We start from the raw sequence: 20,657 nt of genomic DNA, 5'->3' as shown, positions 1-20,657 counted from the left end.
CCACGAATCGTAAGCGACGGAATTAATTTAAAATTTTTTCAAAAAGTCGTTGACGGGCCGTCAGAAAATCTATTTAATTCACCTCGTCGCCCAGATAGCTCAGTCGGTAGAGCAGAGGATTGAAAATCCTCGTGTCGGCGGTTCGACTCCGTCTCTGGGCACCACCTTCAAGCTTCTGGTGGTTGCAAAGTTACCCGAAGCGACAACAAGAAACCCGCCTAGTGCGGGTTTTTTGTTGCCTGCGTTTTTTGCTTTTGGGATGCGCAGCATCTGTAGCTGCCACCCCATACCTCAAGCCTACCCCGCAGTTCGCGGAGACACCACCTCGGCATGTAGCCTCAGGCCGAGCGCAGCCATCACTTTCATGATGGTCGCCAGGCTAGGGTTACCCTCCGCCGACAACGCCTTGTACAGCCCTTCACGCGTCAGGCCAGTATCTCGCGCCAGTTGCGCCATGCCACGGGCACGCGCGATATCGCCCAAGGCAGCGGCAAGCAGCACCGGATCATTTTCTTCAAGGCAAGCCTCAAGGTACAGGGCCATGTCTCCCTCTGTCTTGAGGTGATCTGCGGCATCCCACTTGGTCAGTTTGGTATCAGTCATGGCGGCCTCCTACAGCTCGCGTGCCAGCTTTAGGGCTGATCTGATATCCCTGGCCTGAGTGGACTTGTCGCCACCCGCCAGAAGGATGATCACCTCGTAGCCTCGCTGAACGAAATACACCCGATAGCCCGGACCGTAATCGATCCGCAGCTCGGACACTCCTTCACCTACCGGCTTACAGTCCCAATCACTCCAAGCTCGACCCGCCGCAAGCGCACATTGATACGAGCCTGTGCACGAGCATCCCGCAACGCGGCGAACCACCTTCTGTAGCTGTCGGTTTGTAATAGTGTGTGCATGGGAAAAATGTAAACCGTAGTTCACACCACATCAATCTCGACGTGTTTCAAACTATTTGAATGAGCAGCGCCACATCCTCCGCCCACCGGCATTGATCAGCATCAACGACTTCTCCCCCAGCCAAACTCACAATCAGAAGTGGACATTCGACCCGACCTCGCAAGGACCTCCATGAGCGAAGAAGCCACCCTCCTGCTCCCCGCCCCCGGCGAATCCTCTTCCCCCGCCCCTGCTGCACCTCGCACGCGCCGCCCTCGCCAACGCAAACCTGAACCCACCATAACGAAGGTCAGCCAGGCCCCGGCCGCACTGCAAGTAGCCAGCGCACCGAAGGGCAGCAACGAAGACAGCACCTCGGCGCGGCTGCCTGCCAGTTACCCGTACCGCACCCGCCTGCGCCGCCAGGATTATGAAAAAGCCAAGCACGCGCTGCAGATCGAGCTACTGAAAGTGCAGAGCTGGGTGAAGGAAACCGGCCAGCGCGTGGTGATCCTGTTCGAGGGGCGTGATGCAGCGGGCAAGGGTGGCACCATCAAACGCTTCATGGAGCACCTGAACCCGCGGGGTGCGCGCATCGTCGCGCTGGAGAAGCCTTCCGAGCAGGAGCTGGGGCAGTGGTACTTCCAGCGTTACATCCAGCACCTGCCCACGGCGGGTGAAATGGTCTTCTTCGACCGCTCCTGGTACAACCGCGCCGGAGTCGAGAAGGTGATGGAGTTCTGCTCGCCGCTGCAGTACCTGGAGTTCATGCGCCAGGCACCGGACCTGGAGCGGATGCTCTGCAACAGCGGCATCCTGCTGTTCAAGTACTGGTTCTCGGTGAACCGTGAAGAGCAGCTGCGCCGCTTCATCTCGCGCCGGGACGACCCGCTCAAGCACTGGAAGCTGTCGCCCATCGACATCAAGTCGCTGGACAAGTGGGAGGACTACACCGCCGCCAAGGAGGCGATGTTCTTCCATACCGATACTGCCGATGCGCCGTGGACGGTGATCAAGTCGGATGACAAGAAGCGTGCACGGATCAACTGCATCCGGCATTTCCTGCATTCGCTGGATTACCCGGGCAAGGACCACAGCGTGGCGCATGCACCGGATGAGCTGCTGGTCGGGCGGGCATCGCGGGGGTTCGAGGAGGACGAGCCGACGTCGCCCGCCAGTTGAATCGCCCGGGCTGCTGCGCTTCAATACGCGCAATTTCCGAACACCCCCAAGGATTCACCCCATGGCCACCCCAACCAAGCAACAGAAACGCGCCAAGCGCGCCGCCAGCAAAGCCAAGCAGAACCGCATGGTACGCAGCGGCCAGGCAGTCAAGGCCAGCGCCGGTGACAGCGCGAGCATCGAGCAGGTATTCAACAAGGCCATGGAGACAGACAGCTATAAAGAGCTGTTCGACAAGATGAAAGCCGCCCAGGAAACCAGCCTGGTCGCGATGATCTCGGTATTCCTGGTCGACCCGCTGCTGGCCTTGGTACTCAAGGGCCACAAGGAAGAGCACGCCACCGACTACATCGTGCTGGTGTTCAACGCCTACCGCACCTGGCTCGACGGTGCCGACGAAGACACCACCATGGCCTGGCTGGAGAGCGATGAGTTCCAGGAAGCCTACATCGCCGCTTCCGAGCTGGTGGCCAAGCAGCAACAGCAGCAGAAGCAGTTTGGCTGAACGGGCCATGTAACCTGTTACGGCCCTTTCGCGGGTAAACCCGCTCCCACAGGTTAACCACAGGCCCGAGGGCGTCGCGGTCCCTGTAGGAGCGGGTTTACCCGCGAAAGGGCTCGCACAGGCAATAAAAAAGGCCGCGTCCTGCACAGGACGCGGCCTTCTCATTTCAAGCAGCGCGGATCAGTTGTCCAGCGCCACCCGCCCGGCAGCTTCACGCTTGCGGTGCACCAGCAAGCCCGCCGCCACCACGCCAATGCTCAGCAGCGCAGTCGCGATGATCTCGGCACGGTGATCTTCACGCAGCGCCATTACCACCAGCACGGCGACGATGAAGGCGATGGTCGCCCAGGTCAGGCCCGGGAACAGCCACATCTTGAAGGCGATCTTCTCGCCACGCGCTTCACGCTGGCTGCGCATGCGCAGCTGCGAAATGGCAATCACCAGGTACACCAGCAACGCGATGGCGCCAGAGCTGGCCAGCAGGAACTCGAACACCTGGGCCGGGGCCACATAGTTGGCGAACACGCAGAGGAACGCGGCAGCAGTCGACAGCAGCACAGCCACATGCGGCGTCGCCGCCTTGGTGGTGCGCTGGGCGATGGCCGGGGCGTCGCCACGCTTGCTCAGCGAGAACAGCATGCGCGAAGAGGTGTACAGCGCCGAGTTCAGGCAGCTGGTCACGGCCACCAGGACGACGATGTCGACGATCAGCTTGGCGTTCGGCACACCGATGCGGCTCAGCACGGTCTGGTAGGAGCCCACTTCGGCCAGCGCCGGGTCGTTCCAAGGCACCAGGGCCACCACCAGGAAGATCGACACCAGGTAGAACAGGCAGATACGCCAGATCACCGAGTTGGTGGCTCGGCTGATCTGCTTGCCCGGGTCTTTCGATTCGGCAGCGGCGATGGTGACGATTTCAGTACCCATGAACGAGAACATGGTAGTCAGCATGGCCGCCAGCACTGCGCCAAGGCCATTGGGCATGAAGCCCTGGGTGTCGAACAGGTGCGAAGCGCCGCTCACCTGGCTGCTTGGCACGAAGCCGAACATGGCGATACAGCCGACGACAATAAAGCCGATGATCGCCAGCACCTTGAGCAGGGCGAACCAGAACTCGAACTCACCGTAGTTCTTGACGCTGCACAGGTTGGTCAGGGTCAGCGCCAGGGTGATAAGCAGGGAGAAGGCCCACAGGTCCACAGACGGGAACCAGGCGTGGAGGATGGCCGCAGCGGCGTTGGCCTCCAGCGGGATGACCAGCACCCAGAACCACCAGTACAACCAACCAATGGTGAAACCGGCCCAGCGGCCAATGGCGCGGTCGGCATAGGTAGAGAACGAACCCGTATCCGGCGAGGCGATCGCCATTTCACCGAGCATGCGCATCACCAGCACCACAAGGGTACCGGCGGCGGCGTAGGCCAGCAGCACGGCCGGGCCGGCGGCTGCGATGGCATGGCCGGAACCCACGAACAGACCGGCGCCGATGACGCCAGCAATGGACAGCATGGTGACATGCCGTTGTTTGAGCCCCTGAGCGAGGTCATTGGAATTGTTACCGCTCATTAAAACTACCTTTGTAAGGAGTGGACCACTCCGACTGCGGGAACAGAGCGCACCTGGGGTTGACCTAGGCGTCGCTGCAATCGGCGGTTTCCTACTGGCAATAAGCTTGCCACCTGCTGAATGCATTCGTCAGATTGATTGCGCAACCGTTAAACGGCGCGGGTTGCAGGCCATTCGGCCAACCTGTGACCGAAAGGCCGCCAAATCCCCATGCCAAATCCGGATTACGGAAATACCCACTTACAAACGCACCAAAGGTGCTCCCCGGTAACACCTTTGCACCAGTGCAAGGCGCAAAAGTGCAACCCAAAGGCGCAACCCTTCATCCCCGATTCAACGGACCGAAGTCGCACCCGCAGCAGCGGGCCAGACCCGCGAATGGTCTAAAACAGCTTTCAAGTACCGGCCAAAGCTGGCAACATCGCGCCTTTTTCCATCAAGGCCATGGCGCTGGGCGATACCCTTTGCGGACATCTGCGCGACGTTGCACTGCAACGATGCGACAAACAGCCCCGGCAATGCCTTGAGCCCCCTGCGACCCTGTTGGCCGTCTATTGCCGCTATGCTAGCGTGGCGCTCGCCAGGAAGGCCGCCAACAGCTGGGAACGCACCCGAATACATGAGGACCGCACATGGCCCAGGCCACGCCCGCGCTGGAAATCCGCAACTTGCACAAACGCTACGGCGAGCAGGAAATTCTCAAGGGCATTTCGCTGACCGCTCGCGACGGTGACGTGATCTCCATCCTGGGGTCGTCCGGTTCCGGCAAGTCCACCCTGCTGCGCTGCATCAACCTGCTGGAAAACCCGCACCAGGGCGAAATCCTCGTTGCCGGCGAAAGCCTGAAGCTCAAGGCCGCCAAGAACGGCGACCTGATCGCTGCCGACAACCGCCAGATCAACCGCCTGCGCAGCGAGATCGGCTTCGTCTTCCAGAATTTCAACCTGTGGCCGCACATGTCGATCCTCGACAACATCATCGAGGCGCCACGCCGCGTGCTCGGCCAGAGCAAGGCCGAGGCCATCGAAGCCGCCGAGGCACTGCTGAACAAGGTCGGCATCTACGACAAGCGCCACAGCTACCCCGCCCAGCTTTCCGGTGGCCAGCAACAGCGTGCTGCCATCGCCCGTACCCTGGCCATGAGGCCCAAGGTCATCCTGTTCGACGAGCCGACCTCGGCGCTCGATCCGGAAATGGTCCAGGAAGTGCTTAACGTTATCCGCGCACTGGCCGAAGAAGGCCGTACCATGCTGCTGGTGACGCACGAGATGAACTTTGCCCGCCAGGTGTCCAGTGAAGTGGTTTTCCTGCACCAGGGCCTGGTTGAAGAGCAAGGATCGCCGCAGCAGGTCTTCGAGAACCCGACCTCGGCGCGTTGCAAGCAATTCATGTCCAGCCACCGCTAACGGAGCAATACATGCACACTTACAAGAAGTTCCTCCTGGCAGCTGCTGCCACGCTGGTGATGTCGGCAAACGCCATGGCCGCAGAAAAACTGCGCATGGGTATCGAAGCCGCCTACCCACCGTTCAACAACAAGGATGCCAGCGGCCAGGTCGTCGGCTTCGACAAGGACATCGGCGACGCCCTGTGCGCCAAGATGAAGGTCGAGTGCGAAGTGGTCACCTCCGACTGGGACGGCATCATCCCGGCCCTGAACGCCAAGAAGTTCGACTTCATCGTCTCGTCGCTGTCGATCACCGACGAGCGCAAGCAGGCCGTTGACTTCACCGACCCGTACTATTCCAACAAGCAGCAGTTCATCGCGCCGAAGAACGTCGATTTCAAGACTGACGACAAGTCGCTCGAAGGCAAGACCATCGGCACCCAGCGCGCCACCCAGGCCGCGACCTGGCTCGACGATCACGGCGGCATGGACGGCAAGTTCAAGGTCAACCTGTACGACGGCCAGGAAAACGCCTACCTCGACCTCACCGCCGGCCGCGTCGACGCGATTCTCGCCGACAAGTACGCCAACTACGACTGGCTGAAGTCCGACGCCGGCAAGAACTACGAGTTCAAGGGCGAGCCGGTCAACGACAGCGACAAGGTCGGCATTGCCGTACGCAAGGGCGACAACGAGCTGCGTAACAAGCTCAATGCCGCGCTGAAGGAAATTGTCGCCGACGGCACCTACAAGAAGATCAACGACAAGTACTTCCCGTTCAGCATCTATTGATTCGCCCCGACAGGCATCGCCGCTGACGCGGTGCCTGTCCCTTGAACACAGTTGCCCATGAATATCGACCTGCACGGATTCGGTCCGGCCATGATGGCCGGCACCCTGATGACCGTAAAACTGGCGCTCTGCGCCCTGCTGCTGGGGCTGGTCCTGGGCCTGCTCGGCGCCCTGGCCAAGACTTCCTCGATCAAGCCGCTGCAATGGCTTGGCGGCTTCTACTCGACCCTGGTGCGCGGCGTGCCCGAGTTGCTCTGGGTCCTGCTTATCTACTTCGGCACCGTCGGCCTGATGAACAGCCTCGGCGAAGCCCTGAACATGCCGGGCCTGGAACTCAGCGCCTTCGCGGCTGGCGTCATCGCCCTGGGCCTGTGCTTCGGCGCCTATGCCACCGAGGTATTCCGCGGCGCGATCCTGGCGATCCCCAAGGGCCACCGCGAGGCTGGCCTGGCGCTGGGCCTGTCCAAGGGCCGCATTCTGTCGCGGATCATCCTGCCGCAGATGTGGCGCATCGCCCTGCCGGGCCTTGGCAACCTGTTCATGATCCTGATGAAGGACACCGCGCTGGTGTCGGTAATCGGCCTGGAAGAAATCATGCGCCATGCGCAGATCGGCGTGACCGTGACCAAGGAGCCGTTCACCTTCTACATGGTCGCCGCCTGCATCTACCTGAGCCTGACCGTCATCGCCATGACCGGCATGCACTTCATGGAAAAACGCGCCGCTCGCGGCTTTGCGAGGGCCGAATAAATGAACTGGGAAGTCATCATCAAATGGCTGCCGCGCCTGGCCCAGGGTGCGACCCTGACCTTGGAACTGCTGGCCATTGCCGTCATCGCCGGGCTGATCCTGGCCATCCCGCTGGGCATCGCCCGCTCGTCCCGTCACTGGTACGTGCGCGCCGTACCGTACAGCTACATCTTCTTCTTCCGTGGCACGCCGCTGCTGGTGCAGCTGTTCCTGGTCTACTACGGCCTGGCGCAGTTCGATGTGGTGCGTTCGAGCAGCTTGTGGCCGTACCTGCGCGATCCCTTCTGGTGCACGGTGCTGACCATGACCCTGCACACGGCGGCCTACATTGCCGAAATCCTCCGTGGTGCGCTGCAGTCGATCCCCAAGGGCGAGGTCGAGGCGGCGCGGGCGCTGGGCATGTCGCGGGGCAAGACGCTGTTCTACATCATGTTGCCGCGCGCCTCGCGCATCGGCCTGCCGGCCTACAGCAACGAAGTGATCCTGATGCTCAAGGCCAGTGCCCTGGCCAGCACCGTGACCCTGCTGGACCTGACCGGCATGGCCCGTACCATCATTGCCAGGACCTACTTGCCTGTGGAGATCTTCTTCGCTGCCGGGGTGTTCTACCTGGTGATCTCGTTCGTGCTGGTGCAAGGCTTCAAGCTGCTGGAACGCTGGTTGCGCGTGGACGCCTGCCAGGGCCGCTGACCCCTACTGGCCCTTTCGCGGGTAAACCCGCTCCTACAGGAGCTCCACTGCCTTCAGGCCTGTGGTGACACCCGTGGGAGCGGGTTTACCCGCGAAAGGGCCCTTGAAACCACCACACACCTCAAGCCCTGCCCCATGTCCACCTACCTCCACAGCCACCAGTTGCACGAGCGCTTCCAGGCCCTCGACCAGTTCCTGACCGAGCACCAGCCGCTGTGGAAACCCAGGCCCTTCACCGCCCTGCGCCTGGACTGGGAAACCGAATACCCTGAACTCGCCGCCCACCTGCGCCAGTGCACCCTGGCCGATGCCGAAGCCGACATCAACCCGCAAGGCCTGCCCGCCCCATTCCCGCAACTGGCCGCGCAAGCCGAGCAACTGTCAGCCCTGGGCGAGCTCCCCGACACCGGCCTGCCCAACGCCGGCCACCGCCTCGACGTCAACGTCCCGGGCCGCAAATGGCAACAGATCGAAGCCTTCAGCCGCCGCCTGGGCTTTCGCCAACACACTCACCACTGGCTCGACTGGTGTTCCGGCAAGGGCCACCTCGGCCGCCGCCTGCTGCAACCCGGCCAGCAGCTGACCTGCCTGGAGTACAACCCCGAGCTGGTCGCCGCTGGCCAGGCCCTGAGCGATCACCACCACCTGCCCGCGACCCACGTCCAGCAGGACGTCATGGCCACCAGCAGCGCCCAGTACCTGGACCACGATAAAAGCGTGGTCGCCCTGCACGCCTGCGGCGAACTGCACGTTCACCTGCTGCGCCAGGCCAGCCAGCAAGGCTGTCGGCACCTGGCCGTTGCCCCTTGCTGCTACAACCGCATCCCCGGCGAGCACTACCAGCCGTTATCCACAGCCGCGCAGCACTCGCCACTGCAACTGAGCATGATCGACCTCGGCCTGCCATTGAATGAAGCCGTCACCGCCAGCGTCCGCGTGCGCCACCAGCGCGACTGCTCCATGGCCCGACGCCTGGGCTTCGACCTGCTGCAGCGCGAGCAACGCCAATGCGATGAATACCTGTCCACCCCTTCACTGCCGGTTGCCTGGCTGGGCAAGCCTTTCGAGCAGTATTGCCGTGAGCTGGCCGACCTGCGCAAGGTCGAGCTGAGTGGCAAACCGGACTGGGCCGCGTTGGAGGCCGCTGGCTGGCAGCGCCTGGCCGAAGTGCGCAACCTCGAGCGCCTGCGCAACCTGTTCCGCCGCCCACTGGAGCTGTGGCTGGTACTCGACCGCGCCCTGTTCCTCGAAGAACAGGGCTACGACGTTCGCCTGGGTACTTTCTGCGATTATCCGCTCACGCCGCGCAACCTGCTGCTGCTGGCCGAACGTGACCGTTAGCCGCAGCACAAGCTGTGGATAAGTCTGTGAACAAGCTTTTGATGAATGGATGGAGCCAAGCGCTATTTCAAGCGTTTGGCTTATTCCGGCATACGCCTCAAGCCCAGTAAAAACAGGTGTTTGCGCAAAGACCGGCGGTATACGGAGGCGGCATGCCTTTCGCGCAAGGCGCCGATGCCTCTTGTGCATAAGCTCTCATTGTGCATGCTGCGAAAGGCTAATTTCCCCACCGTACACGGTCCTTTTGTAGGAGCGGCCTTGTGTCGCGAAAGGGCCGCAAAGCGGCCCCAAGATCTCTGCATCAACGCTGATATCCTGGGACCGCCTTGCAGCCCTTTCGCGACACAAGGCCGCTCCCACACCTGCGCATCAATGCACCTTGTTTTTGGCAATTTCGATATCGTTCATCAGCGCCTTGGCCAGCGCCAACAGATAATCCGCAGCGCCCAACAGCTTGTGGTCATCCTCCATATCCCCCTCGCGCACAAGGTGCTTGATATAGCCAAGCAGTACCGACACATGCTCGTAGGCATGGTCAATCGGGATACCCGGCTGTACGCATAGCAGGTCCACTGTTGGGTTTCCGGCTTCCAGGAAGGTCTCCACGCCTGCCGTGACGATGGTTTTAACGGCATCACTCATGCGCCGGCCCCACTTCATCGCTCATGCTCGCTACCGCGTGCTGGAACAGGATCAATGCTGATTCTGCCGCAAAGGCTGCATTGGCCAAGGTGTTCAAGCCAGGCTCGCCGGCGTGGACGCGGCAGTGTTCATCGATGGTTTCGGCGACGCCACGGATCAGCTCGGCGCCGTGGATGATGGCATCTTCGGGGGAAATGTCGCTGTGGACGGAGAAATATGGGGTTTGGATTAAGCAGCGGGGTGGATCAGGGACGATCTTTTTCATGACAAAACGCCTTATTCCATAGACAGGAGGCGCCATCCGAATCTTTCTCACGGATTAGGGTGGCAGCCGTACGCGGGGTGAGAAACCGAGGGAATAAGGAAGCTCGGCCAGACCGAAGTCTGCCCGCGTATGGCCGCCATGAAAGGCTACCGCTCATTCGCCTCGGGTTCTCACACCCGGTCGCCGAAACGACCGGGAAACGTTATCCCCAAGGCGTTTGTCCGCCAACAGCGATAGTTCAGTAGCATGCGTAGGATAATTCCCAAATCCCCCAATCCTGAAGTATTTGGTCTCAAGTTCAGAAATCCCTCACAAAATCACCACGGCCCCTGTGGGAGCGGGTTCACCCGCGAAGAGGCCCGAAGGTGTATCATCCGGCCCCCAAATCATTAAAAAGCTACGTCGCACGCTGCCCGCCAGCCCTGCGACCGTCTGGCGTTGCGCCAGAACCGACAATGGACTAACGGACTAAACCATCGTGACCCAAGCCAAATCCTTTGCCCTGCTGGCCTTCACCCTCACTCTGGGCGCCTGCAGCAACAGCCCTGCCCCGCACCCTGCCAGCAACCTGGACTGGAACACCCCCGGCATGCAGCTGGGCGGCGACAACGGCCTACCCCTGCGCGTCGAAAGCCCCTGCCGCAAGCGCGGCTGCGACAACGACAAGCTGTTTTTCAACCCCGGGAAGACTGAGCCGAGCGTCAACACCATCCACCGCGGCTGGTAGGAAAATTCTCCTTTCAGGTCGGTAACTTAGGTATTTGCACGCAATCGCAAGGAAGTGGTTTACAGGCGCCAAACGATCGTTATAATGACGCCCCATTGCCGGTATAGCTCAGATGGTAGAGCAACTGACTTGTAATCAGTAGGTCCCGGGTTCGATTCCTGGTGCCGGCACCATACGCAGTACTGAAAAGGCTCACCGAAAGGTGGGCCTTTTTTGTTTTCAGTGTCCCGTCCTGAATAAGGTTTACACCTCCCATCCCGAATTTCCGGAGAGTCAGATGGAGCAAGGTGTAAAGCGCACACAGAGAGATTACTCACTGTCTTTTAAATTGGCGGTGGTTGATCAGATTGAAAAAGGCGAACTGACCTACAAACAGGCCCAGGTGCGGTATGGCATCCAGGGTCGGTCGACGGTTCTGGTATGGTTGCGTAAGCACGGTCGGCAGGATTGGAGCCAGGGGGCCTCGATCCGCGACGAGAGGAGCTGCGCGATGTCTGACCCCAAAACGCTCACTCCAGAGCAGCGGATCAAAGAGCTTGAGCAACAGTTGGAACTGATGAGCCAGAAGGCCCAGTTTTTTGAGACGGTCGTTGATGTTCTGAAAAATGACTATGGTGTTTCGGTCGTAAAAAAGCGATCCGGCAAGTCCTCTCGCAAGGTCAAGTCGCAGGACTGAGCATTGCCAGGGCTTGTCAGTTTCTAGGCATCAGTCGACAGGCTTACTACAAGCGCAACCGAACTGCTGATGGCAAAGAGCGCCAGGCAGATCAGGTGGTTGAGTTTGTTCAGCAAGTCCGGATGCGCCAGCCTCGTCTGGGTACACGCAAGCTGCACTATCTGCTGCATTGCCAACCTGACAAACGGTTCCAAGTTGGCCGAGATAGGCTGTTCCAGGTCTTGGGAGAGCGCCGTTTGCTGGTGCTGCCTAAGCGGGCCTACCACAAGACAACACAAAGCTTTCATCGCTTCTACCGCCATCCCAACTTACTCAAGCCGGGCCCAAGCCAAGTCGTTCCGACAAGGCCGGAGCACGTCTGGGTTGCCGATATTACTTACCTGCCCGCACGTAACGGCCCGCTGTACCTGAGCCTGGTAACGGATGCGTACTCCAGGAAAATTGTTGGCCACCACGTCCATGAAAGCCTGCATGCCGAGTCAGTGGCGCAAGCCTTCAAGCAGGCATTACGAAAGCGACGTCGTCGCCAGCCATTAGTCCACCATTCGGATCGAGGCATCCAATATTGCTCGGCGCTGTACCAGTCACTGCACCAACGGCACGATGTTCAGTGCTCCATGACTGATGGGTATGACTGCTACCAGAACGCGCTGGCCGAGCGAATCAACGGAATCCTCAAGATGGAGCTGCTGTTGAGCAGCCCTGAAGATCTTGAGCAGGCGAGACAGATGGTTGACGAGGCAGTGCAGATCTACAACACAGAACGGCCCCATATGGCCCTGAAAAACAAAACGCCCGATGCAGTGCATCGGGCGTTTTGAGGCCTGTCGGCCTACCTGAACAGGTGTAAACCTATTTCAGGACTAGACACAGTGCGCCGCACTCCCAAGCTCGATTGCGAACCGGAGGGAGAAACCGGGGGCCGCTTTGCAGCCCATCGCCAGCAAGAGAGGCTCCCAAACGGTATGCGCTGCGCGACGGGTGGCGAATATTGAGAATCAACAGGTTGGCATAATGGCATCGCGGTTAACCCGCCCATCACTTCCATCAATCCGCCGTTGCGAGCCCCTCTGTAATGAATGCCGAAATCCGTTACTCGATCATCCTGGAGCACAACGCTGAAGTGCTGCTTGCCAATGCCTCCATGGCGCAGGTCGAGGCATTCTGGGATGCCAACGACTCCCGTTACTTTGGCTTGCGCATGGAAGACCCGTGCGGCGCACATGTGCGAGTCATGGTTACGGATGAAATGCCACATGAAGAGGTTGGGCTCTAGCCCCCGCGCAAAAGGGGCCGCTCTGCGGCCCCCCCCTTTGATCAGAACACGGTGCTGACCGTCAGCGACATGTTCCGCGGATCACCGTAAATAGCCCCGGCATAGAACCCGTACTGGGTGTAGTAGTGCTTGTCGAACAGGTTATCGACATTGAGGCTCACCGTAGTGTCATCAGTCAGCTGGTACTTGGCCATGGCATTCCAGATCGCATAACCGGACCAGTTCACATCGGTCGCCCCCGCACTCACACCGTTCACCGGCTGCCCCGCCGGGCTTGAGATGGCGCGGATGTTGGTCTGCGCCTTCACCCCTGCACCAACAGTCAGGCGGTCCAGCGGGCCGGACAGGCGATAGGTGGTCGAAGCCTTGAACAGGTGCGACGGGTCGCTGCGCCCGTCGCTGTCGACACGGCGGAAGTGCAGGTAGGTATAACCGCCATATACGTTCCAGTTCGGCGTCAGCGCACCGGCAATTTCCAAGTCGATACCGTCGGTTTCCTGGCCGGTGCCAGCCTTGTAGGCGTCACCACCGGTTGGCGTGGTCAGGCCATCGTCGAGCACTGCCTTGTTCTGCTGCTTGGTGCGGAAGTACGCGGCCGACGCGTTGAGGCGGCCATCCAGCCACTCACCCTTGATACCGGTCTCGTAGCTCTGGCCACGAATCGGCTCGACTTTGGTGCCGCTCTCGGTCTCGGCTGTCTGCGGGTTGAAGATATCGGTGTAGCTGGCGTACAGCGAGTAGGTGTCGTTGAGGTCATACACCGCGCCCAGGTACGGGGTGACGATGCCGCTATTCTGCTGATTGCTGCGCACCCCGGCGACGCTGTTGGTGGTCGCCGAATAGTCGGTGGTGCGCACGCCGACGATCACCGACAGCGGGTCGGTGATGCTCAGCCGGGTAGCGGCGTACATGCCCTGCAGGCGGGTGGTGGTCTTGCTGTGGCGGCCGGTGCGTGACGCGATCATGTCGTAGTCGCTGTCCACGCCGTTGTGCCAGTCGGTGAGGGGGAGGCCGTTGTTGGCGCGGAACTGGCAGCCTACCGAGGGCGCGCTGACGCGGTCGTCGCTGGCCATGGTGCAGCTGTATTCCGGCGACCAGGCCACGGTGCGGCTGTCGTTGTAGCCGACCATCGCCTGATGGGTGCGGCCGAACAGCTGGAACGGGCCGGTCAGGTCGATCTGCGCGGACTGCTGGGTGGTGTCGCTGGAGCTGTGCAGGCCGTTGAGCACTGCGCCGCTGCCATCCTGGTCCCAGTAGCCGCCGTAGCTGCCACGGCCAGCCGAGTTGACCTTGGCCAGGCCACGGTGGTTAAGCACTTCGGCAGTGCTCTGGGCTGCTTTCAGGTCCAGGGTCCAGTCGTTGTCAAAGCGGTGCTGCAACGAACCAAAGGCAGTGCGGGTGGTGTACTCGCCAAAGCTCCAGCTTGGTACCACGTTGGTGCTGCGTGGCAAGTCGGTCGTGCTGCCGTCGCGATACCAGATCGGGATGTTCGCTCCCCAACCGCCGCCAACCACCTTGTTGTACTCGTACTGGTATCCGGCACCCAAGGTCGTGGCGTCGTCGATGTCGAACTCGAAGTTGGCCAGGGCAGCACGCGAGCGTTCGGACTGGTTGTCGCGGAACGAGTTGGCGTCGCCCTGGGTCATCACGAACCGCGAACGCAAGCGGCCGTCTTCGGACAGCGGCAGGTTGAGGTCGGCGCCCAGGCGGCGCTTGTCCCAGCTGCCGTAGGTGGCGTAGGCGCTGCCGCCAAATGTCCTGGTAGGTGCCTTGCGGATCAGGTTGACGGTGGCTGACGGGTCGCCGGTGCCGCCAAGCAGGCCGTTGGCGCCGCGGACGATGTCGATGCGCTCGTACAGGTCCATGTTCAGCGCATTGCCGCCGCCGCTGAAGTCGGAGCCACCCTGGAACTGCAGGCCATCGACCTTCCAGTTGCTGATCGAGTAGCCCCGGGCACGGAAATCGGTACGCCCGCCCACTTCGGACTTGCTGGTGCTCACACCTGGCGTGGTGTCCAGGGCTTGCTCGATGGAGTGCACGTCGCGGTCATCCAGCTGCAGGCGGGTGATGGTGGTGACCGATTGCGGTGTTTGCCGTGGGGTCAGCTTCAGGCCGGTGGAGCTGCGGGTGCTTTCCACCGTGTAGCCGAGCTGGCCGGTTTCATCTGCGGACACAAGCGCACTGTCCTCGATCTGCGTGGCATCCAGCTCCAAAGGCTGGCTTTCGGCAGCCAAGGCGCTGCCATTGATGGCGACAGCAACGAAGAAGGCAAGCGGGTGCAGGCGGCTGCCGCCCCGGACAACAGAAGTGAAGTCGTTCATGGCGCTCTTATGATTCATTTGGGAAGGTTTCGTATTCGCAGATGATTTTTTGTTACGATTCTAGGGATCCGCCCCTTGGGCTCCATGCCCGGCTTGTACGGGGATGTAATTGAACGTAACGAGCGCTGCCGGCCCTCCCCGAACAGGTGTTTTTCCCGATGAGCACAACCTTGCTGGTTGTCGACGATGACGACGAGATTCGCGAACTTCTTTGCGATTACCTGACAGATGCCGGCTATAACGTTCTGGCAGCCGCCGACGGTGAGGGCATGCGCCAGCTCTTGGCCGAGAGCAAGGTCGACCTGGTGGTGCTCGACCTGATGCTGCCTGGCGAGGACGGCTTGAGCCTGTGCCGCCAGTTGCAGGCGACGCCGGGCATGGCAGTGATCATGCTGTCGGCGAAGGGCAGCACGCTGGATCGCATCATCGGCCTGGAAGTGGGCGCTGATGACTACTTGGCCAAGCCCTTCGAACCCCGTGAGCTGATCGCCCGCATCAAGGCGGTTCTGCGCCGCCCGCAACGCCTGGATACCGCTGTCGAAGAGCCAGCCGGCGAAGCCCAGCGCTTCGCCGGCTTCAGCCTCGACCACGTCAAGCGCCTGCTGACCCGCCCGGACGGCGCAACCCTGACCCTGCCGCGCTCCGATTACCGGGTGCTGCGTGAACTGCTGGAGGCCAACAACCGCGTGGTCTCGCGCGATCAGCTGACACGCAGCGCGTTTGGCCGCGATCACCACCCCGACGATCGCTCGGTGGACATGTGCATCAGCCGCCTGCGCCAGCAACTGCGCCGCGCGCCAACCGGCAATATCCAGATCCTGACCATCCGCAACGAGGGCTATTTGCTGAGCATCGCCCGCACCGAGGCCGACTGCTGAAATGCGTTGGCTCCGTCGCCTGTGGCCGCGCACGTTGTTTGGTCAGCTGCTGCTGATCATGGTCAGCGGCACGCTGGTGATCCAGTTGATGTCGAGCAGCATCTGGTTCGATGTGCGTTTCGCCCAGGTGCTCGAGGCACCGGTCCGCCTCATGGCCGCACGCAGCGCCCCGCTGATTGCCCAGGCCGATTGCCACACAGAGAACCTGCAGGTGCCCGCACACTATCAACTGCGTTGCGCCGAAAGCGAACCCGGGCAACAGGAGGATCAGCGACGCGGTCACCGGCGCGTCGAGCTGTTGCTGCAACAGGCGCTCAACTACGAACTGGGCCACGCCCAGGAAGTGCGCCTGCTGAAGGTGCAACTGACCGATGAACTGGGCCAGCCGATCGTCTGGCGCAGCCTGTTCGGCCTGCGCACCGCCCAGGCGCACATCCAGTTCGCCGTGCCGTTGGCCGATGGCCACTGGCTGAGCATCGATGGCCAGGAGCTGCAGGGCTGGAGCGGCGAGTCGGCGTGGGTGCTGATCAGCGACTACCTGCTGCGGGTCTACGCGCTGCGCATCGTCGCCGTGCTGCTGGTGTGCCTGATCGCTGTGCGCCTGTGCCTGCGCCCGCTGAGGCGCCTGGCAGACGCAGCCCGGGGGCTGGGCAGCAACCTGGAACAGCCGGCGCTGGCCCTGGACGGCCCAGAGGAGGTGCGCCAGGCCGCACTGGCCTTCAACGCCATGCAGCAGCGCCTGATCGCCATGGTCAACGACAAGGCCTACTTCCTGGCTGCCGTTTCCCACGACCTGCGCACCCCGCTGACGCGCATGCGCCTGCGCCTGGAGCGGCTGCCGGACGACGAGCAGCGCGAACGCCTGCGGCAGAACATCACCCAGATGGACGACATGATCGGCCAGGTGCTCGACTACCTGCGCGCCGGCGAGCAGCAGAACCTCCAGCAAGTCGACCTCGACCGCCTGGTGGCGCGGCTGTGCGCCGACCTTGCCAGCAACGCGGAGCCCTTGCCTGTGCATGGCAAGGGCGGCAGCCTGCGGGTCGATGCCCTGTTGCTGCAGCGCTGCCTGCAGAACCTGGTGGTCAACGCCCTGCGCTATGCCAGCCAGGTATCGGTGACGCTGGAAACCGCCATCACCGGCGTGTACATCCACGTCGACGACCGCGGCCCCGGCATTGCCCCAGGCCTGTTGGCCACCATCACCGACCCGTTCGTACGTGGCGAGGGTTCGCGCAACCAGGCGTCCGGGGGTTATGGCCTGGGGCTGAGCATTGCCCAGCGCATCGCCAGCAGCCATGGCGGCGAACTGCTGCTGCAAAACCGCGAGGGCGGCGGTTTGCGCGTGAGTGTATTGCTGCCCAGGTGAGCCAGCCCCCCTCGTTCAGGTAATAGTCTTTTACCAAAACCCCAGGTTTTCCGAACCTGCGGTTTGCCTATCCTAGGCCGCGTCATCCAGCCTGCGATGGACCCATGAAAGATTCGCTCCCCAGCCGTTATGCCTGCCTGGCCCTGTGCCTGCTGTTCACCTTCGCCAGCATCCCGTTCCTTGCCCAGCACAGTTGGCTCTGGCCGCTGACGGTGGTCACCACCCTGCTCAGCCTGGTTGGTCTCAACGACCTGCGCCAAAGCCACCACGCGGTGCGGCGCAACTACCCGATCCTGGGCAATATCCGCTACCTGATCGAGACCATCCGCCCAGAGATCCGCCAGTACCTGATCGAAGGCGATGACGACAAGCTTCCGTTCTCCCGCTCGCAGCGCTCACTGGTGTATGCCCGGGCCAAAAACGAGAGTGCCGAGAAAGCCTTCGGCACGCTCAATGACGCCTACAAGCCAGGCTTCGAGTTCATCAGCCACTCGATGCTACCGGTCGCCACACCCGACCCGGCCTCGTTTCGCATTGCCATTGGTGGGCCGCAATGCCGCCTGCCCTACTCCGCTTCGATCTTCAATATCTCGGCCATGAGCTTCGGCGCGCTCAGTGCCAATGCGATTGCCGCGCTCAACCAGGGCGCACGCCTTGGCCGCTTCGCCCATGACACTGGCGAGGGCAGCATCAGCCCATACCACCGCGAGCACGGTGGTGACCTGATCTGGGAAATTGGCAGCGGCTACTTCGGTTGCCGCACCGAAGACGGCCGCTTCGACGCGCAACGCTTCGCCGAGCAGGCACGCAGCCCGCAGGTGAAGATGATCGAGCTCAAGCTCAGCCAGGGCGCCAAACCCGGCCACGGCGGCATTCTGCCGGCACACAAGGTCAGCCCGGAAATCGCCGCAACCCGTGGCGTACGCGTGGGCGAAGACTGCATCTCGCCCGCCGCGCACAGCGCGTTCCGCACCCCGGTGGAGCTGCTGCACTTCATTGCCAGCCTGCGCGAACTGTCAGGCGGCAAGCCGGTGGGTTTCAAGTTCTGCCTGGGCCACCCATGGGAGTTCATGGGCATCGCAAAGGCCATGCTGGCCACCGGCATTACCCCGGACTTCATCGTCGTCGACGGCAAGGAAGGCGGCACCGGCGCGGCACCTCGGGAGTTCAGCGACAACATGGGTGTGCCAATGCGCGAAGGCCTGATGTTCGTGCACAACACCCTGGTCGGCCTGAACCTGCGTTCAAGCATCCGCATCGGTGCAGCGGGCAAGATCGTCAGTGCTTTCGATATCGCCAGCGTATTGGCCATTGGCGCCGACTGGGTCAACTCGGCACGTGGCTTCATGTTCGCCATCGGCTGCATCCAGTCGCAGAGCTGCCACACCAACAAGTGCCCGACCGGCGTCGCCACGCAAGACCCGTTGCGCCAGCGCGCATTGGTCGTACCCGATAAAGCCGAGCGGGTGGCCAGTTTCCATCGCAACACGCTGCATGCCTTGGCCGAGATGCTCGCCGCAGCGGGGCTGGAACACCCATCGGAGCTCAAGCCCAAACACCTGGCGCGACGTATCAGCACCAGTGAGATCAGCCTGTTTTCCGACCTGCACCAATTCCTCAAGCCTGGCGAATTGCTCAGTGGCTCGATTGAAAGCGAGTTCTATGCGCGGATGTGGCGGATGGCGCGCAGTGACAGCTTTGCGCCGGAGACGGGAGAAGTACCGGCTACGCCGGCAGCGGCCAGCGTGCGCCGTAAAGAAACAGCCCCGGCATAGGCCGGGGCTGCTCGAGACGCTCGGTCAGGATCAGAAGATGCTGATCGGGTACTCGACGAATACGCGGACTTCGTTGCCGTCGTCGTTGTAACCGTTCTGCTGTACAGCGTTGTTGGTGCGAACGAACGAGCTGCGCAGCTTGATCGACAGGTCCTTGGCCGGGCCGCCCTGAACGACGTAGCGGATCTGGTTGAAGATCTCGCGCTCTTTACCTTCGCCGAAGCCCTGCGGGTTCTTGACGTTGCGGGTGTTGATGTTGTCACCCACCACGTAGGCCAGCTTGTAGGTCAGGCCCGGGATGCCGTAGGCACCGAAGTCCAGGCCGTAGCCCAGCTGCCAGGAGCGCTCGTCTTCAGCGTTGAAGTCGGACCAGTAGGAGTTGGCCAGGTAGATGGTCGAACCACCGTCACCCACGCCGCCTTCATTCTGGTACCAGCCGTAGTTGTAGCCGGTGCTGCCAGTGCTGCGCTGGTGCGCGAGGGTGAACGAGTGCGCGCCGTAGGCGTAGGTCGCAGCGAGGCTCCAGATGGTGTTGGAGTCGCCGTTCAGGCCGGCTTCCTGCACGTACTTGTGGTCGATGTCCGATTTGTAGCCGTTGAAGTCCAGGGTCAGGGACTGGTCGCTGGCGATCGGGAAGACGTAGTTCAGGCCCAGGTAGTGCTTCTTCATCACGTCTTCGTTGTCTGCGGTGTACAGCGAAGCGGTGAAGTTGTCGGTGAACTTATAGCTGCCGCCGAAGACGTTGATCGACTTCAGGCCGCCACCGTCACGACGCTCGGCGCTCTTGCGAGCTTCCTGGGTGAAACGGCCAGCGTTCAGCTCCAGGCCCGCGATCTCCTTGGAGGTGATCAGGGTGCCGGTGAAGCTTTCTGGCAGCAGGCGGGCATCGTCGTATTGCAGCACTGGCAGTGCCGGCATCTGGTCACCGTACTTGAGCACAGTGTTGGAGATGCGGAACTTCACGGCCGCGCCGGCACGGGCCAGGTCGTGCGGGCCGCTGGCGTTGCCATCGGCATTCACGGTGTTGTGCGGCTTGAAGAAGTCGACACCGGCGCCACCGTTGTGGCCTTTGCCGCCGTCCAGACGCACGGCGTACAGGCCGAATGCATCGACGCCGACACCGACGGTGCCCTGGGTGAAGCCAGAGGAGAAGTTGGCAATGGCTGCCTGGCCCCATTCGATCTGGTCATCGGTACCGTGCTTCTTGTCACGGTTGATGTATGCGTTGCGCAGAAGGACGTTGGCGTGGCTGTCCTCGACGAAGCCCTTGCTGTCGGCCTGATCGTTGGCCTGAGCCTGGGTCGCGGCGATCATCGCCAGGGCGACCAGGCTGATCCTGGTTTTCAACATGTTGTTTTCCTTATTTCTAAATCAAAAACGCTTTGCACAATTACGCCAGGAACCAACGCCCCTTCGTAGGTTCGACGCTATGCGGATCCGAACTGAAAAGCCCGCCGATCATCGTGTGGCGGGCCTTTCGCAGCAGCATGGCCATGGGTGGCCAGCAAGCGTTGGCCGAATCCTAGCTGTGTGCGATTACAAATGTCAAAAACTCGTGAATTGCAGGTTGATATAACCAATTTAACGGCTGTAGCTGGTGCATTCTCATATCGCCAGAAGCAATCGGCAGGCA

The 20,657-nt window shown here is 61.6% G+C and carries 19 protein-coding genes, 2 tRNA genes and 1 pseudogene; 15 read left to right on the top strand and 7 right to left on the bottom strand.

Annotated elements, in window-relative coordinates; translation table 11 throughout:
• Positions 1-88 precede the first annotated feature (88 nt).
• A tRNA-Phe gene (locus BUQ73_RS27665) sits at positions 89-164 on the top strand.
• Positions 165-297: 133 nt separating this feature from the next.
• On the opposite strand, the gene BUQ73_RS27660 is transcribed toward BUQ73_RS27665, so the two are convergent.
• Together BUQ73_RS27660 and BUQ73_RS27655 are read right to left on the bottom strand one after the other, a co-directional pair.
• On the bottom strand, positions 298-603 hold the full coding sequence (locus BUQ73_RS27660) for an addiction module antidote protein (protein ID WP_079226225.1): 306 nt from the start codon (positions 601-603) through the stop codon (positions 298-300).
• A 9-nt stretch (positions 604-612) separates the two neighbouring features.
• Positions 613-902: pseudogene (locus BUQ73_RS27655) on the bottom strand (type II toxin-antitoxin system RelE/ParE family toxin).
• Between the two features lie 172 nt (positions 903-1,074).
• On the opposite strand from BUQ73_RS27655, the gene ppk2 reads away from it, so the two are divergent.
• Together ppk2 and BUQ73_RS27645 are read left to right on the top strand one after the other, a co-directional pair.
• Positions 1,075-2,064, top strand: coding sequence for a polyphosphate kinase 2 (gene ppk2 / locus BUQ73_RS27650; RefSeq protein WP_079226224.1), 990 nt, complete (start codon positions 1,075-1,077; stop codon positions 2,062-2,064).
• A 61-nt stretch (positions 2,065-2,125) separates the two neighbouring features.
• A complete protein-coding gene (locus BUQ73_RS27645) occupies positions 2,126-2,569 on the top strand; it encodes a hypothetical protein (RefSeq protein WP_027917576.1) in 444 nt (147 codons plus the stop codon).
• Between the two features lie 180 nt (positions 2,570-2,749).
• Here the strand turns inward: BUQ73_RS27645 and gabP are convergent, their stop codons facing one another.
• Positions 2,750-4,135, bottom strand: a complete 1,386-nt coding sequence (gene gabP, locus BUQ73_RS27640) for a GABA permease (RefSeq protein ID WP_079226223.1) — start codon at positions 4,133-4,135, stop codon at positions 2,750-2,752.
• Positions 4,136-4,767: 632 nt separating this feature from the next.
• On the opposite strand from gabP, the gene BUQ73_RS27630 reads away from it, so the two are divergent.
• The 5 genes from BUQ73_RS27630 (at position 4,768) to BUQ73_RS27610 (ending at position 9,095) form a co-directional block, all read left to right on the top strand.
• Positions 4,768-5,541 (top strand): ABC transporter ATP-binding protein, encoded by a 774-nt coding sequence (locus BUQ73_RS27630; protein WP_027917578.1) that lies wholly within the window; start codon positions 4,768-4,770, stop codon positions 5,539-5,541.
• 11 nt (positions 5,542-5,552) lie between these two features.
• Complete coding sequence (locus tag BUQ73_RS27625) at positions 5,553-6,314, top strand: ABC transporter substrate-binding protein (RefSeq protein WP_079230457.1); 762 nt, start codon at positions 5,553-5,555, stop codon at positions 6,312-6,314.
• A gap of 57 nt (positions 6,315-6,371) precedes the next feature.
• On the top strand, positions 6,372-7,064 hold the full coding sequence (locus BUQ73_RS27620) for an ABC transporter permease (RefSeq protein ID WP_079226222.1): 693 nt from the start codon (positions 6,372-6,374) through the stop codon (positions 7,062-7,064).
• Positions 7,065-7,754, top strand: coding sequence for an ABC transporter permease (locus BUQ73_RS27615; RefSeq protein WP_079230456.1), 690 nt, complete (start codon positions 7,065-7,067; stop codon positions 7,752-7,754). It begins immediately after the preceding gene.
• 135 nt (positions 7,755-7,889) lie between these two features.
• On the top strand, positions 7,890-9,095 hold the full coding sequence (locus tag BUQ73_RS27610; RefSeq protein ID WP_079230455.1) for a methyltransferase: 1,206 nt from the start codon (positions 7,890-7,892) through the stop codon (positions 9,093-9,095).
• A gap of 369 nt (positions 9,096-9,464) precedes the next feature.
• On the opposite strand, the gene BUQ73_RS27605 is transcribed toward BUQ73_RS27610, so the two are convergent.
• Complete coding sequence (locus tag BUQ73_RS27605; RefSeq protein WP_079226221.1) at positions 9,465-9,737, bottom strand: DUF3077 domain-containing protein; 273 nt, start codon at positions 9,735-9,737, stop codon at positions 9,465-9,467.
• Positions 9,730-10,002 carry a hypothetical protein gene (locus tag BUQ73_RS27600; protein ID WP_079226220.1) on the bottom strand — a complete coding sequence of 91 codons (273 nt, stop codon included), beginning with the start codon at positions 10,000-10,002 and terminating at the stop codon, positions 9,730-9,732. The genes BUQ73_RS27605 and BUQ73_RS27600 overlap by 8 nt, the downstream gene beginning before the upstream one ends.
• Positions 10,003-10,480: 478 nt before the next feature.
• Here BUQ73_RS27600 and BUQ73_RS27595 point away from each other — a divergent pair, with 478 nt between their 5' ends.
• From BUQ73_RS27595 to BUQ73_RS27580, 4 genes are all read left to right on the top strand, one after another.
• Complete coding sequence (locus tag BUQ73_RS27595; protein ID WP_079230454.1) at positions 10,481-10,729, top strand: hypothetical protein; 249 nt, start codon at positions 10,481-10,483, stop codon at positions 10,727-10,729.
• 97 nt (positions 10,730-10,826) lie between these two features.
• A tRNA-Thr gene (locus BUQ73_RS27590) sits at positions 10,827-10,902 on the top strand.
• A 104-nt stretch (positions 10,903-11,006) separates the two neighbouring features.
• Positions 11,007-12,226 (top strand): IS3 family transposase gene (locus BUQ73_RS27585; RefSeq protein ID WP_152031491.1). Its coding sequence is split into 2 segments (ribosomal slippage): positions 11,007-11,355 and positions 11,355-12,226, totalling 1,221 coding nucleotides; the frame shifts between segments, so codons are not numbered across the junction.
• Positions 12,227-12,480: 254 nt separating this feature from the next.
• Complete coding sequence (locus BUQ73_RS27580) at positions 12,481-12,681, top strand: hypothetical protein (protein WP_079230453.1); 201 nt, start codon at positions 12,481-12,483, stop codon at positions 12,679-12,681.
• 41 nt (positions 12,682-12,722) lie between these two features.
• On the opposite strand, the gene BUQ73_RS27575 is transcribed toward BUQ73_RS27580, so the two are convergent.
• A complete protein-coding gene (locus BUQ73_RS27575) occupies positions 12,723-15,020 on the bottom strand; it encodes a TonB-dependent siderophore receptor (RefSeq protein ID WP_079230452.1) in 2,298 nt (765 codons plus the stop codon).
• A gap of 140 nt (positions 15,021-15,160) precedes the next feature.
• On the opposite strand from BUQ73_RS27575, the gene BUQ73_RS27570 reads away from it, so the two are divergent.
• The 3 genes from BUQ73_RS27570 to BUQ73_RS27560 all read left to right on the top strand — a co-directional run bounded on the left by BUQ73_RS27570 (position 15,161) and on the right by BUQ73_RS27560 (position 19,024).
• Positions 15,161-15,880 (top strand): response regulator, encoded by a 720-nt coding sequence (locus BUQ73_RS27570; RefSeq protein ID WP_079230451.1) that lies wholly within the window; start codon positions 15,161-15,163, stop codon positions 15,878-15,880.
• Position 15,881: 1 nt separating this feature from the next.
• On the top strand, positions 15,882-17,249 hold the full coding sequence (locus BUQ73_RS27565; RefSeq protein WP_079230450.1) for an ATP-binding protein: 1,368 nt from the start codon (positions 15,882-15,884) through the stop codon (positions 17,247-17,249).
• A 104-nt stretch (positions 17,250-17,353) separates the two neighbouring features.
• Entirely contained in the window at positions 17,354-19,024 is a 1,671-nt protein-coding gene (locus BUQ73_RS27560) for an FMN-binding glutamate synthase family protein (protein WP_060485624.1), read from the top strand.
• A gap of 30 nt (positions 19,025-19,054) precedes the next feature.
• Here the strand turns inward: BUQ73_RS27560 and BUQ73_RS27555 are convergent, their stop codons facing one another.
• Positions 19,055-20,374 carry an OprD family porin gene (locus tag BUQ73_RS27555; protein ID WP_079230449.1) on the bottom strand — a complete coding sequence of 440 codons (1,320 nt, stop codon included), beginning with the start codon at positions 20,372-20,374 and terminating at the stop codon, positions 19,055-19,057.
• Positions 20,375-20,657: the final 283 nt, after the last annotated feature.

This window comes from Pseudomonas putida (assembly GCF_002025705.1).
In the GTDB taxonomy this organism is placed as follows: Bacteria; Pseudomonadota; Gammaproteobacteria; order Pseudomonadales; family Pseudomonadaceae; genus Aquipseudomonas; species Aquipseudomonas putida_J.
Note: the sequence above shows the minus strand (reverse complement) of the source record. Positions and strands in the feature narration are given on the sequence as shown.

Excerpts from the sequence above, each read along its gene's own strand:
- BUQ73_RS27660 (WP_079226225.1), bottom strand. The coding sequence starts at position 603 with ATGACTGATACCAAACTGACCAAGTGGGATGCCGCAGATCACCTCAAG.
- ppk2 (WP_079226224.1), top strand. The coding sequence starts at position 1,075 with ATGAGCGAAGAAGCCACCCTCCTGCTCCCCGCCCCCGGCGAATCCTCT.
- BUQ73_RS27645 (WP_027917576.1), top strand. The coding sequence starts at position 2,126 with ATGGCCACCCCAACCAAGCAACAGAAACGCGCCAAGCGCGCCGCCAGC.
- gabP (WP_079226223.1), bottom strand. The coding sequence starts at position 4,135 with ATGAGCGGTAACAATTCCAATGACCTCGCTCAGGGGCTCAAACAACGG.
- BUQ73_RS27630 (WP_027917578.1), top strand. The coding sequence starts at position 4,768 with ATGGCCCAGGCCACGCCCGCGCTGGAAATCCGCAACTTGCACAAACGC.
- BUQ73_RS27625 (WP_079230457.1), top strand. The coding sequence starts at position 5,553 with ATGCACACTTACAAGAAGTTCCTCCTGGCAGCTGCTGCCACGCTGGTG.
- BUQ73_RS27620 (WP_079226222.1), top strand. The coding sequence starts at position 6,372 with ATGAATATCGACCTGCACGGATTCGGTCCGGCCATGATGGCCGGCACC.
- BUQ73_RS27615 (WP_079230456.1), top strand. The coding sequence starts at position 7,065 with ATGAACTGGGAAGTCATCATCAAATGGCTGCCGCGCCTGGCCCAGGGT.
- BUQ73_RS27610 (WP_079230455.1), top strand. The coding sequence starts at position 7,890 with ATGTCCACCTACCTCCACAGCCACCAGTTGCACGAGCGCTTCCAGGCC.
- BUQ73_RS27605 (WP_079226221.1), bottom strand. The coding sequence starts at position 9,737 with ATGAGTGATGCCGTTAAAACCATCGTCACGGCAGGCGTGGAGACCTTC.
- BUQ73_RS27600 (WP_079226220.1), bottom strand. The coding sequence starts at position 10,002 with ATGAAAAAGATCGTCCCTGATCCACCCCGCTGCTTAATCCAAACCCCA.
- BUQ73_RS27580 (WP_079230453.1), top strand. The coding sequence starts at position 12,481 with ATGAATGCCGAAATCCGTTACTCGATCATCCTGGAGCACAACGCTGAA.
- BUQ73_RS27575 (WP_079230452.1), bottom strand. The coding sequence starts at position 15,020 with ATGAATCATAAGAGCGCCATGAACGACTTCACTTCTGTTGTCCGGGGC.
- BUQ73_RS27570 (WP_079230451.1), top strand. The coding sequence starts at position 15,161 with ATGAGCACAACCTTGCTGGTTGTCGACGATGACGACGAGATTCGCGAA.
- BUQ73_RS27565 (WP_079230450.1), top strand. The coding sequence starts at position 15,882 with ATGCGTTGGCTCCGTCGCCTGTGGCCGCGCACGTTGTTTGGTCAGCTG.
- BUQ73_RS27560 (WP_060485624.1), top strand. The coding sequence starts at position 17,354 with ATGAAAGATTCGCTCCCCAGCCGTTATGCCTGCCTGGCCCTGTGCCTG.
- BUQ73_RS27555 (WP_079230449.1), bottom strand. The coding sequence starts at position 20,374 with ATGTTGAAAACCAGGATCAGCCTGGTCGCCCTGGCGATGATCGCCGCG.